This window comes from Flavobacterium tibetense, assembly GCF_003293845.1.
Lineage (GTDB): Bacteria > Bacteroidota > Bacteroidia > Flavobacteriales > Flavobacteriaceae > Flavobacterium > Flavobacterium tibetense.
In genome coordinates this window covers 38,030-53,691 of sequence record NZ_QLST01000010.1, presented here as the reverse complement: position 1 = coordinate 53,691, position 15,662 = coordinate 38,030, and the positions used below count along the sequence as shown (strand labels likewise).

General features: G+C 33.8%; 11 protein-coding genes. All 11 read right to left on the bottom strand.

Annotation, left to right across the window (positions count from 1 at the left end; genetic code table 11):
* Positions 1–29 precede the first annotated feature (29 nt).
* Positions 30–1,721, bottom strand: coding sequence for an OstA-like protein (locus DPN68_RS08930; protein ID WP_113989377.1), 1,692 nt, complete (start codon positions 1,719–1,721; stop codon positions 30–32).
* Between the two features lie 175 nt (positions 1,722–1,896).
* On the bottom strand, positions 1,897–3,168 hold the full coding sequence (locus DPN68_RS08925) for an adenylosuccinate synthase (RefSeq protein WP_113989376.1): 1,272 nt from the start codon (positions 3,166–3,168) through the stop codon (positions 1,897–1,899).
* A 90-nt stretch (positions 3,169–3,258) separates the two neighbouring features.
* Complete coding sequence (locus DPN68_RS08920) at positions 3,259–3,696, bottom strand: Fur family transcriptional regulator (protein ID WP_113989310.1); 438 nt, start codon at positions 3,694–3,696, stop codon at positions 3,259–3,261.
* 103 nt (positions 3,697–3,799) lie between these two features.
* Complete coding sequence (locus DPN68_RS08915; RefSeq protein ID WP_113989309.1) at positions 3,800–6,019, bottom strand: RelA/SpoT family protein; 2,220 nt, start codon at positions 6,017–6,019, stop codon at positions 3,800–3,802.
* Positions 6,020–6,133: 114 nt separating this feature from the next.
* Entirely contained in the window at positions 6,134–6,925 is a 792-nt protein-coding gene (locus tag DPN68_RS08910; RefSeq protein ID WP_113989375.1) for a TrmH family RNA methyltransferase, read from the bottom strand.
* A gap of 138 nt (positions 6,926–7,063) precedes the next feature.
* Positions 7,064–8,356, bottom strand: a complete 1,293-nt coding sequence (locus tag DPN68_RS08905) for an amidohydrolase family protein (protein WP_113989308.1) — start codon at positions 8,354–8,356, stop codon at positions 7,064–7,066.
* Between the two features lie 2 nt (positions 8,357–8,358).
* Entirely contained in the window at positions 8,359–11,388 is a 3,030-nt protein-coding gene (locus DPN68_RS08900; protein ID WP_113989307.1) for an amidohydrolase family protein, read from the bottom strand.
* A 78-nt stretch (positions 11,389–11,466) separates the two neighbouring features.
* On the bottom strand, positions 11,467–12,015 hold the full coding sequence (locus DPN68_RS08895) for a hypothetical protein (protein ID WP_113989306.1): 549 nt from the start codon (positions 12,013–12,015) through the stop codon (positions 11,467–11,469).
* A gap of 2 nt (positions 12,016–12,017) precedes the next feature.
* Complete coding sequence (locus DPN68_RS08890) at positions 12,018–13,352, bottom strand: DUF58 domain-containing protein (RefSeq protein WP_113989305.1); 1,335 nt, start codon at positions 13,350–13,352, stop codon at positions 12,018–12,020.
* A gap of 22 nt (positions 13,353–13,374) precedes the next feature.
* The gene (locus tag DPN68_RS08885) at positions 13,375–14,457 is read right to left on the bottom strand and encodes an AAA family ATPase (RefSeq protein WP_113989304.1); all 1,083 of its coding nucleotides are present in this window, start codon (positions 14,455–14,457) and stop codon (positions 13,375–13,377) included.
* 10 nt (positions 14,458–14,467) lie between these two features.
* On the bottom strand, positions 14,468–15,661 hold the full coding sequence (locus DPN68_RS08880; RefSeq protein WP_113989303.1) for a DUF4350 domain-containing protein: 1,194 nt from the start codon (positions 15,659–15,661) through the stop codon (positions 14,468–14,470).
* Position 15,662 lies beyond the last annotated feature (1 nt).

Sequence of the window (15,662 nt, the reverse complement as noted above, 5' to 3'; positions counted from 1 at the left end):
ACATTTTTTGTTTAAAATACAATCCAATGTTATTTTTTCTCTTTTTTAGCTTGAGTTTGCTTTTTTTCCGAAGTTTTTGAATTAGATTTTGCTTCATTCTTGTCGTAATCCAAAGTTTCTGGCAAAGTTTCCATTGGAACATCAATTTCTTCCGCTTTTTTCTTGCTTTCGATTAGAATTTTCTCATGAATTTCGTTTTCTTCATCTGGAAAAATATCGTCTTTGGTTTTTATTCGTTCGTCCCCACGCCAAATGAATCCTCTCAGTTTTCTAGCATTTTCAGGAAAATCAGCATCGGGATAAGTGAAACTGTCAACATTAGTAAAAGAAGTAATCGTTTGAATTTTGTTATCTTCAATTTCCAAGTGAATTTTACTACACACTTTCTTATCAATACCAATTAATTCGTTTTGGTCATTGTAAGAGTAATAAATCACTTCTGCATTTTTGATAATATCGACTTCACTTAGTTTGTTATCTTTGAATTTTCCGAAGAGATTTTGTCCTTTGATTTGGTTGTAACCATTGGCACTCAATGTGTCTTTTTGGATTAAAAAAGCATTGTTTAATACTTTTAGGGAATCTAATTTTTCGGTTTGGTTGTTACCAATTAAATGCATCAAATCGCCAGTCATTTGGTTTTCATTGTTCCAAATTACGGGTCTTCCAATCAGTTTGGTGATTCCTGTTTTATTACTCGAATGTAGTGAATCACATTTTCCACTCATATCAATTTTATAAAAACGAACGTTGTTGAACGCACGCACAATTCTATCTTCAGGCGGACCATTTACCAGAATTTTCTTTCCATGCATGTACAAAGAATCGTTTTCTACTTTGGTAATTACAACGGCTCTTTTGGTTAAAATGATAGAGTCGTTTCGAGTTTGCGTATTTCGGTACATTTCGGCATAATGTCCTTTGGCAACCATGTTGTTTATAGTATCCGTAATTTTGACATTATTAATTGCTTTTGAGAAGTTTTTGGCTTGATCATAAAATAAATCATCGCCTTCAATAATTTTATTATCGTAAGTGATTTTTGAGTTTTTCTTTAATTTTCCAATGTTATTTTTGGTGTCGTAAAAACCATTTTCGGTGTAAATAACATTGTCTTTGTTGGTGATAGTTGATGGTCCAAAGACATAAGCATGACCCGAATTTTCATAGAAATCCAAATGATTGGTTTTGATTACACTTTCTGGATTAGTTACGGTTACTGCTGTTTTGAATTGGTATTTTTTTTGGTCAATGAAATAACGACCGGATTTACTTTTTAAGGTGTTTTCTTTGTTTACAATAGTTCCGTAGCTATTATAAGAAGCAATTTGATTCTTTTTATCAAAAAAAATGGTATCTGTTGTAAGTGTAGATTCTGGTGAACGTAAATAAACATCGCCAGTGGCAAAGGCAAATTCGGTTGCGCCGTTGTATTCTGCGTAGCGACTATTCATAAAAATAGTATCACCTTGGTTGATGACTACATTCCCAAAAGCTTTTACGTAATTTTCGTCTGTAAAATGATACGCTTTGTTGCAATTAATTTTAGTTCCATTGTGCAAAACACGAACATTTCCTGTAAAAACAATAGCGCCAGGAATTTCGTTTTGGTTCATATCTACAAAATCCGAATTTTCAATAATAATTTTCTTGGATTCTTGTGCAAATGAATAGGTTACTAAAAGAAGTAAAAAGGCAATATATAGGTGTAAATTTTTCAACGCGACTTTATTTTGAGCCAAATTTAAGTAAAAACTCGAAAAGCCATTGCTTATTAAGAATATTTTATCAGTTTAATGTTTTTCAAAAACGTGTAATAATGAAAAACGAAAAGCTTAATATTAAAAAAACTCGCTAAAACAGTATGAATTAGCGAGTTTTAAGTTTTGAAATCAGTTATTTCATTATCGTTTGTTTTCTGTCAGGTCCAACAGAAATTACTTTGATTGGCACTTCAACTTCTTTTTCAATGAATTCGATATATTCTTTCAATTCTTGAGGTAATTGGTCGTATGTTGTCATTCCTGTTAAATCGGCTTTCCAACCTTTCATTTCTGTAAAAATTGGAGTTACATTTTCTGGCTCAATGTTGTATGGCAAATGTTTGATTGTTTCTCCTTTGTATTTATAAGCAGTACAAACTTGTAACGTATCAAAACCTGAAAGTACATCGCCTTTCATCATGTATAATTGAGTTACGCCATTAACTTCAACGGCATATTTTAATGCTACTAAATCTAACCAACCACAACGACGCGCGCGACCAGTAACTGAACCAAATTCATTACCAACTTTTGCCATTGTTTGTCCAGCTTCGTTGAAATCTTCTGTTGGAAATGGTCCGCTTCCTACGCGAGTGGTGTAAGCTTTAAAAATACCAAAAACATCTTTTACACGATTTGGTGCAATTCCTAAACCAGTACAAGCTCCAGCAGCTGTTGTGTTTGAAGAAGTTACAAAAGGATAAGTTCCAAAATCAACATCTAATAATGAACCTTGTGCGCCTTCTGCTAAGATGGATTTACCTTCTTTTAAAGCTTTATTCAAATACGCTTCACTATCAATGAAAGTTAGTTTTTTCAAATCTTCAATGGCAGCGAAAAACTCGTCTTCCATTTCTTTTAGGTTGTATTGTAAATCCACATCGTAGAAAGCAATCATAGCTTCATGTTTGTCAGCTAAAGCTCTGTAACGTGCTTCGAAATCTTCTAATTCTACATCACCAACTCTTAATCCATTTCTACCTGTTTTGTCCATGTATGTTGGTCCAATACCTTTTAATGTAGAACCAATTTTTGCTTTTCCTTTTGATGCTTCAGAAGCCGCATCAAGTAAACGATGTGTTGGTAAAATTAAATGTGCTTTTCTTGAAATAAATAATTTAGCAGTTACATCCATATTGAATTTTGCTAAACCTTCAATTTCTTTTTGGAAAACTACAGGGTCAATTACAACGCCATTTCCAATAATATTGATAGCGTTTTTGTGGAAAATTCCAGAAGGAATGGTTCTTAAAACGTGTTTGATTCCGTCGAATTCTAAAGTATGTCCAGCGTTTGGTCCACCTTGAAATCTTGCAATAATGTCGTATTTTGAGGTTAGAACGTCAACGATTTTTCCTTTTCCTTCGTCGCCCCATTGTAATCCAAGTAGTAAATCTACAGTCATTGTGTTTTTATTGTTTGTAGTTAGTTGTTTATTGTTGAGACAAGCCAATGACTTGTCTGTACTGATTATATCAATTTTTCGAATCGTAAATTATTGTTGTTTTTTAGTTCCGTAAAAATAAAGTGAATGGTTTTGTATATCAACGCCAAACATTTCTTCCATAGTTTGTTTGATTTGTTGGATTCTTGGGTCACAAAATTCAATTACTTCACCCGTATCGGTTAAGATGATATGATCGTGTTGTTTATCGAAATACGATTTTTCATAGTGCGCTTGATTTTGTCCAAATTGGTGACGACGCACTAAGCCGCATTCCAAAAGCAATTCAATCGTATTGTAAAGCGTTGCTCTACTTACACGATAGTTTTTGTTTTTCATTTTGATGTACAAGGATTCGATATCAAAATGTTCGGTTGCGTTGTAAATTTCTTGAAGAATAGCGTAGCGTTCAGGTGTTTTACGATGTCCTTTGTCTTCTAAGTACTTCGTAAATACATTTTTAACTACTTCTTGATTGTTGTTTTCCATATCGGATTTCCTAATAAAGTCACAAAGATAATGAAAGTTAGAAGTTGGAAGTTAGAAGTTCGATTTTTTTTTAAACAGAGTTATTAAGAGTCAACTCAATAAATCAATTGTTATTCACCCTTGTTACTTTATCAATTCCATCTACTTTCTTGATGTTTTCTATTAATTTTTTCAAAATCGTATTGTTTTGAACCACTACTGTTACTTGTCCGTTGAAAATTCCTGCTTCACTGCTCAATGCTATACTTTGAATGTTCACGTGCATTTGGTTGGAAATAACTTTAGTTAATTCATTTGTTAAACCAAGTGTGTCCATTCCAGTTATTTTTAATATAGCTTTAAACTCTTCTTGTGAAGAATCTATCCATTTGGCCTGAATGATTCGATACGCATAGTTTGATTGTAAGCTAATGGCATTTGGACAGTCTTTTCGGTGTACTTTAATACCTTCGTTAATTGTAATAAAGCCAAACACATCGTCACCTGGAATTGGATTACAACAAGGAGAAAGTACATAATCTAATTTGTCTTGTTCAGCACCAAAAACCAGCATGTCAAACTTTTTGCTAATTTCGTTTTTACTGATTTGTTCGGGTTGGGCTGTTGGTGTTCTTTTAATTGTTTTCTTAAAGAAATTAACTAATGTATTGCTCTTTTGAGCGGCAAAATCCTTTAGTTGTTGGTTTTCAATTGTTCCAATTCCAGCGCGGTAGAACAAGTCTAAACTGGTTTGTAATTTGAAGAAATTAACCAATTCATTGACTGTAGTTTCGTTCAGCGTAACTTTTAAATGACGCAACTTTCGGGTCAAAATTTCTTTTCCTTCTTCCGCAATTTTCTTTGTATTTTCGTTTAAAACGTTTTTTATTTTATTTTTTGCTCTTGAAGTGGTAACATAATCCAACCATTGGGAAGTTGGTTTTTGATTGGCTGAAGTAATAATTTCAACTTGATCGCCGCTGCTTAATATATGATTGAGTGGGACTAATTTTCCGTTAACTCTTGTTCCTCTAGTTTTTACGCCAATTTCGGAGTGAATGCTAAATGCAAAATCTAATGAAGTGGCTCCTTTTGGAAGCGATTTGATTTCTCCTTTTGGAGTGAAAACATAAATTTCTTTGGAATATAAATTCAGTTTAAAATCTTCTACAAAATCTACAGCATTGCTTGCTGAACTTTCAAGCGCTTCTTTTAATTGGTTCAACCAAATTTCCAAACCGTGTTCTTCAGTTGCTCCGTTTTTGTATTTGTAATGTGCTGCGTAACCTTTTTCTGCGATTTCGTCCATTCGTTCACTACGAACTTGAATTTCTACCCAACGGCCTTTTGGTCCCATAACGGTAATATGTAAGGCTTCATAACCCGATGATTTTGGGGATGAAATCCAATCACGTAAGCGACTTGGTGATGGGCGATAGTGATCGGTTACAACAGAATATATTTTCCAGGCAATAAATTTTTCATCATGTTGACTCGCTTTGTAGATAATTCGAAGCGCAAATTTGTCGTATACTTCATCGAAAGTAACCCCTTGTACTTTCATTTTTCTACGGATAGAATAAATCGATTTTGGACGGCCTTTGATTGTGAATTCGATGCCTTCATCAGTCATTGATTTACTCAATACATCAGAAATGGTTTTGATGTATTCGTCTTGTTCTTCTTTGGTTTCTTTTATTTTACTAACAATATCATTATAAACTTCAGGTTCGGTGTATTTTAACCCTAAATCTTCTAATTGTGTTTTGATATTGTATAATCCCAATCTATGTGCTAGAGGCGCATAAATGTAAAGTGTTTCGGAAGCAATTTTGGCTTGTTTGTAATCCACCATGCTTCCCATAGTTTGCATGTTGTGCAATCTATCTGCTATTTTAATCAAAATTACCCGAACATCATCGTTTAAAGTCAATAGCATTTTACGGAAATTTTCCGCTTGAACGGAAATTTCTTGATCGGTTTTAACTTTAGCGATTTTGGTCAAACCTTCTACCAATTGAGCAATCTTCGGATTGAACATTTTCTCAATATCTTGAACTGTAATATCGGTATCTTCAACTACATCGTGCATCAATGCAGCAGCAATTGAAGTAGCGCCCAAACCAATGTCTCGAGCTACAATTTTAGCCACAGCTATGGGATGGAAAATATAAGCTTCTCCTGATTTTCTTCTTTGGTCTTTATGTGCATCAACAGCCACATCAAACGCTTTTCGAATGATTTTTTTGTCGTCTTCGGTTAGTGTTTGATAACTTATGCGAAGTAATTCTTTGTATTCTTGCGCAATGGCTTTGTTTTCGGCTTCTAATTCAATCTCTGTCATACATTTTCTTTAACCAACTAAAAGTAAGGTATTTTTTCCAATTGTGCAAATGTAGAAAATAGAAAATTGAGAATAGAAAATAGACTAAAAATTTGATTCTTGAGATTGTACTTGTTATTGAAATTGTCTTTGTCTTTTGGCTTCAAACAATAGAATAGCAGCTGCAACCGAAACATTCATGGAATCGATTTCGCCTTGCATTGGAATTATGATGTTTTTTGTACTTTCAGTTCGCCATTTTTCAGATAAACCTGTGGCTTCTGTTCCAACGACTAATGCAGTTGGAGTAGTGTAATCTTGGGTATGATATTCGGCTGAATCTTGCAAAGTTGCGGAATAAATATTGATGTTATTCTTTTTCAAATAAGCAATAACTTCCTCCGTAGTTCCAACAGCAATTTGTCGGGTAAATAAACAACCTACGCTAGAACGAACTATATTTGGATTGTATAAATCGCTTTTTGGGTTGGCAATTATTACAGCGTCAATATTCGCAGCATCAGCCGTTCTTAAAATGGCACCAACATTTCCTGGTTTTTCCAATGATTCACCAACTAAAATCAATGGATTTTTGGATAATTTTAAATCAGATAAAGCTAATGACTTTGTTTTGGCAATAGCTAAAATACCTTCGGTAGTATCGCGGTACGCTAATTTTTGATAGACTTCTTTGGAAATTTCGATTATGTTTAACTGTTTAGTCGTTAAATCGTTTAGTTGTTTTTCTGAAATGATTTCAGGTAAAAACAGAATGGTTTCTAATTCATAACCGCCTTTTAGTGCCAATTCAATTTCGCGTTGGCCTTCAATTAAAAATGTGCCCGTTTGTTTTCGAACTTTTGCTTTTTCCTGCAATTGAACTAACGATTTGATAAACGGATTTTGAACTGAAGTTATTTGTTTCATGTTTGGAGGCGCTATTTTTTTCTTGCCACTAAGACGCAAAGTTTTTGCAAAGATATTGTTTTGTTGGTTATTATCAACTAATAAAAAAAGCCACAAAGTTGTTTAATTCTTTGTGGCTTTGAGTCTTTGTGGCAAAAACTATTTTTTTTGTTGTTCGAATTTTCCTTTGTATCGTTGGTACAATTCGGTATGATGGCTATCTAAGCTGATTTGTCTTCCATCAATAAATGCTAATGAAATTACATTGGTTTTCATATCTAAAGCATCACCTTCAGATATAAATAAGGTAGCACTTTTTCCTGATTCTAAAGTTCCGTACATATTATCAATTCCTAAAATTTTAGCTGAATTTCCAGTGATTAATTGTAACGCTTGTTCTTTGTTTAATCCCCAAGCGGCACAAGTTCCGGCATAAAATGGTAAGTTTCTCGTTTGCATACGTTCCATATCGCCTGCATTTTGTAAACCAACCAAAACACCTGCATCAACTAATAATTTCGCGTTTTTATAGGGTAAATTTACATCTTGGTCTTCCAATAAAGGTAAACTATGCACACGGTTTAATAAAACAGCGACATTATTTTCTTTTAGTAATGGCGCTACTTTGAAAGCATAGAATCCGCCAACAATAACCATTTTTTTGATGTCGTTTTTCTTTTTGAAAAGAACAGCGTCGATGATTTCTTTTTCACCATTTGCGTTAATAAATAAGGTTTTCTCACCTGATTGTAAACCTTTCATCGCTTCGTAAGGAATGTCTTTTTTGGAGTTTTTACTTCCCAAATAAGCAAAAGCATTATCAAAATATTCTTGAATCGCTTTTACTTGCGGATCGTAATTTTTGTTCATTTCAATTCCACCTGGTTCTGCCCACCAACCAGCTCTAGAGTAACTTCTCGGCCAGTTTAAGTGAATTCCATCGTTCTCTTTGATAGTTGCATCTTCCCAAGTCCAAGCGTCTAATTGAACGATAGATGAAGTTCCAGGAATTCTGCCGCCTCTAGGAGTAATTTGAGCTAATAAAACGCCATTTGGACGCGTAGTTTCGACTAATTTAGACTCTGAATTGTAAGCAATAATACTTCTAACATGCGGATTAAATTCACCAATTTCACTTTCGTCATCAGAAGCTCTAACAGCATCAATTTCTACTAAACCTAAAGTTGAATTCGGAGCAATGAATCCCGGATAAACGTGTTTTCCTGAAGCATCAATCCAGATATCGTGTTTTCCAGGTTTCATAATTGTCGCATCACCAATAGCGGCAATTTTTCCGTCAACAATTGAAATCATACTGTTTTCAATTACTTTTCCGTTTCCTAAATGCGCTTTGGCACCTAAGATTAATATACTCTTTGTTTGTTTTGGAGCCGGAGTTTGTTGGGCAAAACCAAACAAAGAGATGAATAAAAGAACTATATATTTTTTCATGATTAGTTGTATTTATAGTGAGACTCTTTGCAATATTCTCCTAAAGTGTCACAGTGGTAGTGACCGTTTTCTTTTTTCTTAGGTAATTGCGTTTTCATTCCTTTGTTTTTAGCGTCTAACATCAAATTGATTAGCTCTGCACGTTCTTTTTGAATTAAGGCTAAAGTCTCTGCTTCTTTTTCTAAATCGTAGAAAATGATTCCATCTACCAATGTTTTTTCAGCTCTGGTATAAATCGATAATGGGCTATCTGACCAAAGAACTACATCAGCATCTTTTCCTACTTTAATACTTCCAACTTTGTTGTCTACTTGAAGAATTTTAGCTGGATTTAAGGTTACAAAATTCCAAGCTTCTTCTTCTGTAACGTTTCCATATTTAACTGTTTTTGCAGCTTCTTGATTCAAACGTCTCGACATTTCAGCATCATCAGAGTTGATAGATACTTGAACGCCTTCGTTCATCATGATTGCTGCATTATATGGAATCGCATCGTTAACCTCATATTTATAAGCCCACCAATCCGCAAATGTAGAACCCGCTACGCCATGAGCCGACATTTTATCTGCCAATTTATATCCTTCCAAAATATGTGTAAACGTTTGAATTTTGAAATTATAACGTTCCGCCAATTTCATCAACATGTTGATTTCTGATTGTACATAAGAGTGACAAGTGATGAAACGTTTTTTAGCCAAAATTTCACCAATAACTTCCAACTCAATATCAAATCTTGGCATTACTTTGTTTTTTCCTTTGCCCGATTTGTAAGCATCCCATTCGTTTTTGTATTCGATAGCTCTGGTGAAATAGTCTTCATACACTTGTTCCACACCCATACGAGATTGTGGGAAACGGTTACGAGAAAAATCGCCCCAATTCGATTGTTTTACGTTTTCTCCCAATGCAAATTTGATGTATTTTGGTGCATCGTTAACTAACATTTCATCTGGAGAATAACCCCATTTTAATTTGATGAATGCCGCACGACCACCAATAGGATTTGCCGAACCATGTAATAAATTAGCCGAAGTTACACCACCAGCTAAATTTCTGTAAATGTTGATATCATCAGAATTTACAACATCTTCAATCGTAACTTCTGCTGATGAATTTTGTCCGCCTTCGTTTACACCGTTTGAAATGGCAATGTGTGAATGTTCATCAATGATTCCGGCGGTTAAGTGTTTGCCAGTTCCGTCAACTACTTTTGCTCCAGTTGAAGGTAAGTTTTTACCAATTCTTGCAATTTTTCCGTTTTGGATTAAAACATCAGTTTCTTTTAAGATGCCGTCTTTTTCTCCTGTCCAAACCGTTGTGTTCTTTATTAAAATAGTTTCTTGTTTCGGTTTTTCAGCTGTTCCGAAAGAGATATTTGGGAAAGTTACCGCATACATTGACGGTACTTTTGGTTCGTCTTTTTTGTCGTCTTTCTTTTTATCTTCCTTAACTTCAGTTGTTCTTTTAGTTGCTGTCCAAGTGGTTTCGTTTCCGTTTTCTAGAACCGCTTTTCCTTGCATCATATCTTTAACGAAAGTTCCTGAAAGTCGCACGAAATTCGCTTTGGTAGTATCTTGATTTTTGATAACCAAATTCACCCAAGGATCATTGAATTGAATTTTTGTTCCAAAGTTAACACTGTCTTTAACTGCTTTTGCTTCGAATTTTGAAGTTTCACCTTCGATTTTTAATTCGAATTTATGGTTGTCGAATGTTAAATCGTAAGTTCCTCTAATGTCTGTTGGGTTGATTTTGTCGATGATATTTCTGTTTCCTTGCACCCAGTTTTCTAAGATATTGCTTTTGTCTTCAAAAATATCGCCTGAAACAATGATGAAATTCGCTAGTTTTCCTTTGGCAATAGAACCTACTTTATCAAATTGGTTAACTAATTTCGCTGGAGTTTCTGTTAAGGCTAATAAAGCTTTGTCTTTTGGTAAACCGTAAGTTACTGCTTTTCTTAAATTGGATAAAAACGATTTGGTTTCTTTTAAATCAGCAGTTGAAAGTACAAATGGAACATTGTTTTCCGCTAAAATTTTCAAGTTAAATGGTGCTTGGTTCCAAAATTTCATATCGCTCAAACTTACTTGTTGGGCCAAATAAGGATCAGAAACATCATAAGCATCAGGAAAATTCAATGGAATAATGAAAGTGGCTCCCGTTTTTTTGATTTCGTTGATACTTTCAAATTCGTTTCCGCTTCCTTTGATTAGGTATTTCACACCAAATTCATTACCAATTTTTGCAGCTCTTAACGCATTTAATTTATCGCCAGCATTGAAAATTTGGATTAAATTTTTATTGGTATTAAAAGCTTCTAATGATAAATCTTTGTTTGAAGCATTACCTTGTCCATACCATTTTGCATCGTGATACACTTGACGAATTAACGCCATACTTCCCATTAATGAAGATGGATACGTTTGTTTGGTAAATCTACTTCTGTTGAAAGTAAAATGTTGGGAAACTTTGTCTTTCAACATTCTATCGGCATTGCTTCCGAAGTCGTTTAATGTCCAAAGTAAACCAGTTCCAGCGATTACGCCATCACTATGGTGACTTAAAACGGTTCCAAAACCAGCTTCTCTTAAACTTCCGGCTGCTTTTGTATCGTAGCTTAAGTTTTCGTAAGCGTTGTATTCTGGTTTTACGTGGTCGTTCCAGTAATAACCTTCACGACTTGATTCGTATTGTGGTGTGAAGTTGCCGCTTGGTCTTGGCGTGGGTTTGTTAATTCCAAATTCGCTGTATAATTCTACGAATGATGGATAGATAGTTTTTCCTTTGGCATCAATGATTTGAGCGCCTTTTGGAATGTTTACTGATGTTCCCACATCAATAATCTTGTTTTCTTTGATTAGCAACGTGGCATTTTCAATTTTCTGCGTTGCCGAAACGTAAATAGTAGCATTTTGAATTGCTGTAAAGTTTTTGAAACTTTGCTTTACGCCATCATTTTTTGGAAAGTATTCTTGCGCTTGGGTTGTGAGCGACAAAAAGAATACCATCACTAATGAAAAGTATCTCATAGTTTATTTGGTTTAGTAAAGGCTAAAGATAAAAATTATCTCTAGTATTTACACAGCGAAAGTGATTTTTGGTTTTTTTTAACGTTTGCTATGGTTTTGAATGAAATATGTAATTGTAGTAAAACTCATGAAAATTACTGTTTTAACTAACCAATCAATGATTAACCAATTATAATCATTTTGATACATAGTCCAAGAACTTGGAAGATAATCTCTATGTAAAGAAGTTATTATTATTACAAATCTTTCCAAATTAAATAAGAAAAGAAATCCAATGAATAAACGTAGTATGAGGTATTTTCTAACGAATTTTAACAGGAAAAAGAAGCAAGCTGAAAAATACAATACTTGTTGAAAATATACTGAAAAACCGTAAGGACCATTTAAACGCTCAAAAACGGCAATACTACTTTCAGATTCTCTGTTATTTAGTATTATGATCCAATCGTATGTCCAGTTTATTAAATAGATAGCACCACAAATTAAAACAGTTGTAATTGCTGCTTTATCAATTTCTGAAAACTTAATTTTTTCTTGTAATCTTTTACTTTTTTTTAAAACAATGTACGCTAAATTATAAACACCAAAGCCAAAAAAACAATATTGTATAAAATGATATATTGTCATATTTACAAAATCCCTCTAGCTTTAATTTCTAGATATTTATTTATGGTATCTAACGTAAGTTCTTCGGGTTGTGTTAAAACGGAATAAATTCCATATTTTCTTAGTTCGTTTACAATTAAACGTTTTTCGAAGGCAAATTTTTCGGCGATAACTTTATCGTAGATTTCTTGAATGTTTGATGCTTTTTTATGAATCAACTCGTTCAGTTCAGTGTTGTTGAAAAATACTACTACCAATAAATGATTTTTTGCAATTCCTTTTAAATAGGGAAGTTGGCGATACAAACCATCGACTGTTTCAAAATTGGTATACAACATGATTAAACTGCGTTGGTTGATATTTTTCTTCACATCTACATACAAGCGACTGAAATCACTTTCAAAGAAATCGGTTTTGATGTTGTAGAGGTTTTCCATGATTTGTTGCATCTGACTTTGGCGTTTTTCGGCAACTACTCGGTTTTCTACTTTTTTGGAAAAGGTAAACATTCCCGCTTTATCTTGTTTTTTTAGAATTACATTGGATAATACCAAAGTGGCATTAATAGCATAATCCAATAAACTCAAACCGTTGAAAGGCATTTTCATCACTCTGCCTTTGTCGATAATCATGTACACGTTTTGCGATTTTTCGTCTTGGAATTGGTTGACCATTAATTGGTTTTTCTTAGCAGTAGCTTTCCAGTTGATGGTTCGTAAATCGTCGCCTTGTACGTATTCTTTGATTTGTTCAAATTCCATGGTGTGACCAATTCGTCTGATTTTTTTCAAACCGTATTGGAATAAATTATTGGAAAAAGCCATTAAATCGTACTTTCTCAATTGGATAAATGATGGATACGTTGGCACCATTTTGCCATTGTCATAAGTAAATCTTCGGCTGACTAATTGCAAAGGCGATTTCACATAAACGTTCAAATTACCAAAGAAATATTCGCCACGTTTTGTAGGTCGTAAATAGTAATTGAAATTGTCTTTTCCTTGCGCTTTTAGTTTTCGTTTGACTTCAAAATTGCGCTGTTGAAATTGAAATGGAATTTCGTCAATAATGGTTAATTGCACCGGAAATGTGAATTGATTGTTTAGTGTGATTGTGATTCCGTTTTCATCGCCGTTCGAAAGTTTTTCGGGAGTGTTTCTAATACCAATTACTTTTTTATTTCCAATGAAAAGCAGTGCGACATCAATTACTGTGAAACTCAGAAAAATATAAAACAAATACCAAGTGGCATTGTACAACACTGGAAAAAAATACGCTATGATAAATAGCAATATGATTCCCATGAAAATATAGAAAAAGAAGTTGTTGAGGTACAATTGCTTGAAGATTTGTTTCATTTTCGGCTGAAATTGGTTGTTCTTATCTCGGAATTTCTACTGAATCGATAATTTGTTTGATGATGGCTGCGCTTGTAATTCCTTCCATTTCGCGCTCTGGTGTTACTACTACTCGGTGTTGCATTACTGGAATTGCAGCTTCTTTAATATCATCTGGCGTAACAAAATCTCTTCCTTTTAGTGCGGCAAAACCTTTGGCAGCGTTTAAAATAGCAATAGAAGCTCTTGGCGAAGCACCTAGATACAAAAAGGCATTTTCACGAGTATTCATGACAATTTTCGCAATGTATTCAATCAAATTTTGTTCGATTAGTACTTGTTTTACCAAACTTTGGAACGCACCAATATCACTTTTTGAAATAATGGTTGCAATTGCACCTAATTTATCCTGACTTTGTAATTCGTTTTCTTTTTGGATAATGGTGATTTCTTCACTCAAATTTGGATAATCAATGGTGATTTTGAATAAAAAACGATCCAATTGCGCTTCTGGCAAACGATACGTTCCTTCTTGTTCGATTGGGTTTTGCGTAGCAATTACCAAAAATGGTTTGTCTAAAATATAAGTAGTTCCATCGGCGGTAATTTGGCGTTCTTCCATTACTTCGAATAAAGCGGCTTGCGTTTTTGCTGGCGCACGGTTGATTTCATCGATAAGTACAAAATTGGAGAAAATTGGCCCTTTTTTGAACTCAAATGTCGACTTTGACAAATCGAATACAGAAGTTCCAATGATATCCGATGGCATCAAATCTGGCGTAAATTGAATTCTGCTGAAATCTAACGACAACGTTTTTGCCAATAATTTAGCACTAATAGTTTTTGCTACACCAGGAACGCCTTCCAATAGCACGTGACCATTCGATAAAATAGCAACCAGTAATTGATCAATCATTTTTTCTTGACCCACGATTACTTTGGCAATTTCTTGTTTGATTTGCTGAATTTGCGTTTGTAACGGTTGTAAGTTCAAGCGTGTTTCAAAACTTACATTTTCAGTTTCATTTTGGTTTTCGTTTGTTTCATTGGTTGCAACGGTTTCATTACCAATAGTATTTGGAATAATCTCGTTGTTTTCGTTGGTGTTTTCGAATGTATTTTCCATAGTTTTCTAATTATAAGTTGAGCTTTTCAATTAAAGCGTTAAAGTCGATAAGTTGTTTTTCTGTGATGTTGTTTTGGTTTCTTAAAAATTTGATTTGGGTTACCAATTGGGTTAAATCCTCTTTATTACGATTGGTTTTTTGGTGCAAACGATTGATAAAAGTTTCGTCTAAATAAAACGTGTCAATGTAATATTCGTTTCTAATTTTTTCTAATAGAAATTGAATTTTCTTTTCGGCAATGAGTAAATGATTTTTCTCTTGAAAGTATAAATTTCCAATGGTTTTTGTGAAATCAATAGTGGTATTTTTTAATGATTCTTCAATTGGAATGATGCGTTGTCTTCGTTTGGCATTGAAGAACATAAAAACAACTAAAGCAATTAATGCCAAATACCAAGCCCATTTTAAAGCGGGTTGACTTAAAATATAACGCATTGGTGAACCTGATTCGATACCCATTTCGTAGCGTTTGACTTTCCAAAATATTTCTTTTTTATTTGGAAGGAAACCTAAAGCATCTTCAACATAAGAAGCATGCTCTTTTAATAAATAATAATTGGTAAATGCAGCCGGTTGTAAATGCAAATAGAAAAATCCTTTTTTATGAGCTATTCTAATATAGTTGGCATGTTCGGCTCCAGAACTTGATTTTTGTGTTCCTAAAACCACTGTTTTGGTTGAATCTATTTCGTCAAAATAGGCAGTTGAAATGCCTTTGTTGTAATAGGCTTTATGTTTGTTTTTTGTTTTTGAAATATCCAATTGGATGGAATCTCTGAATTTAGTATTGTATTCAATTGTGAATTTTAAAGAATCGGCTAGTTCTGTTGGAAAATCAACGCTACTCAAAAAAATGTGATTGCCGTGACCAGCAAAGTAGAAAAGTTCGTCAATAGAAGATGGGTCAATAGTAAATGCATCATCAATATAAAGCATTGTTCCTGAAATTTCGTAGCTCGAATCGGCATAGTTGTATTGTTCGTCGAAAAATTCAAAAGGTGTTTTTCCAAATTTTGTTATTTTTTGGTCTTTGAATAAGTTTTCGCTTTCTTGATCAAAAACATATAATCCAAATGGAATTTTATCTTTAGTTGCGTACGTTGGTCTCCAATCAATTGGCTTGGCTTTATTGGCATCAATAGCGAGAATAGCTATGAAAATTAGCACAAGAATGAAAAGATATATTTTTAAACTTTTAGGCATG

Bases quoted from the DNA above. Each gene is read 5' to 3' on its own strand.
- DPN68_RS08925 (WP_113989376.1), bottom strand. From the start codon at position 3,168: ATGACTGTAGATTTACTACTTGGATTACAATGGGGCGACGAAGGAAAA.
- DPN68_RS08920 (WP_113989310.1), bottom strand. From the start codon at position 3,696: ATGGAAAACAACAATCAAGAAGTAGTTAAAAATGTATTTACGAAGTAC.
- DPN68_RS08915 (WP_113989309.1), bottom strand. From the start codon at position 6,019: ATGACAGAGATTGAATTAGAAGCCGAAAACAAAGCCATTGCGCAAGAA.
- DPN68_RS08910 (WP_113989375.1), bottom strand. From the start codon at position 6,925: ATGAAACAAATAACTTCAGTTCAAAATCCGTTTATCAAATCGTTAGTT.
- DPN68_RS08905 (WP_113989308.1), bottom strand. From the start codon at position 8,356: ATGAAAAAATATATAGTTCTTTTATTCATCTCTTTGTTTGGTTTTGCC.
- DPN68_RS08900 (WP_113989307.1), bottom strand. From the start codon at position 11,388: ATGAGATACTTTTCATTAGTGATGGTATTCTTTTTGTCGCTCACAACC.
- DPN68_RS08895 (WP_113989306.1), bottom strand. From the start codon at position 12,015: ATGACAATATATCATTTTATACAATATTGTTTTTTTGGCTTTGGTGTT.
- DPN68_RS08890 (WP_113989305.1), bottom strand. From the start codon at position 13,352: ATGAAACAAATCTTCAAGCAATTGTACCTCAACAACTTCTTTTTCTAT.
- DPN68_RS08885 (WP_113989304.1), bottom strand. From the start codon at position 14,457: ATGGAAAATACATTCGAAAACACCAACGAAAACAACGAGATTATTCCA.
- DPN68_RS08880 (WP_113989303.1), bottom strand. From the start codon at position 15,661: ATGCCTAAAAGTTTAAAAATATATCTTTTCATTCTTGTGCTAATTTTC.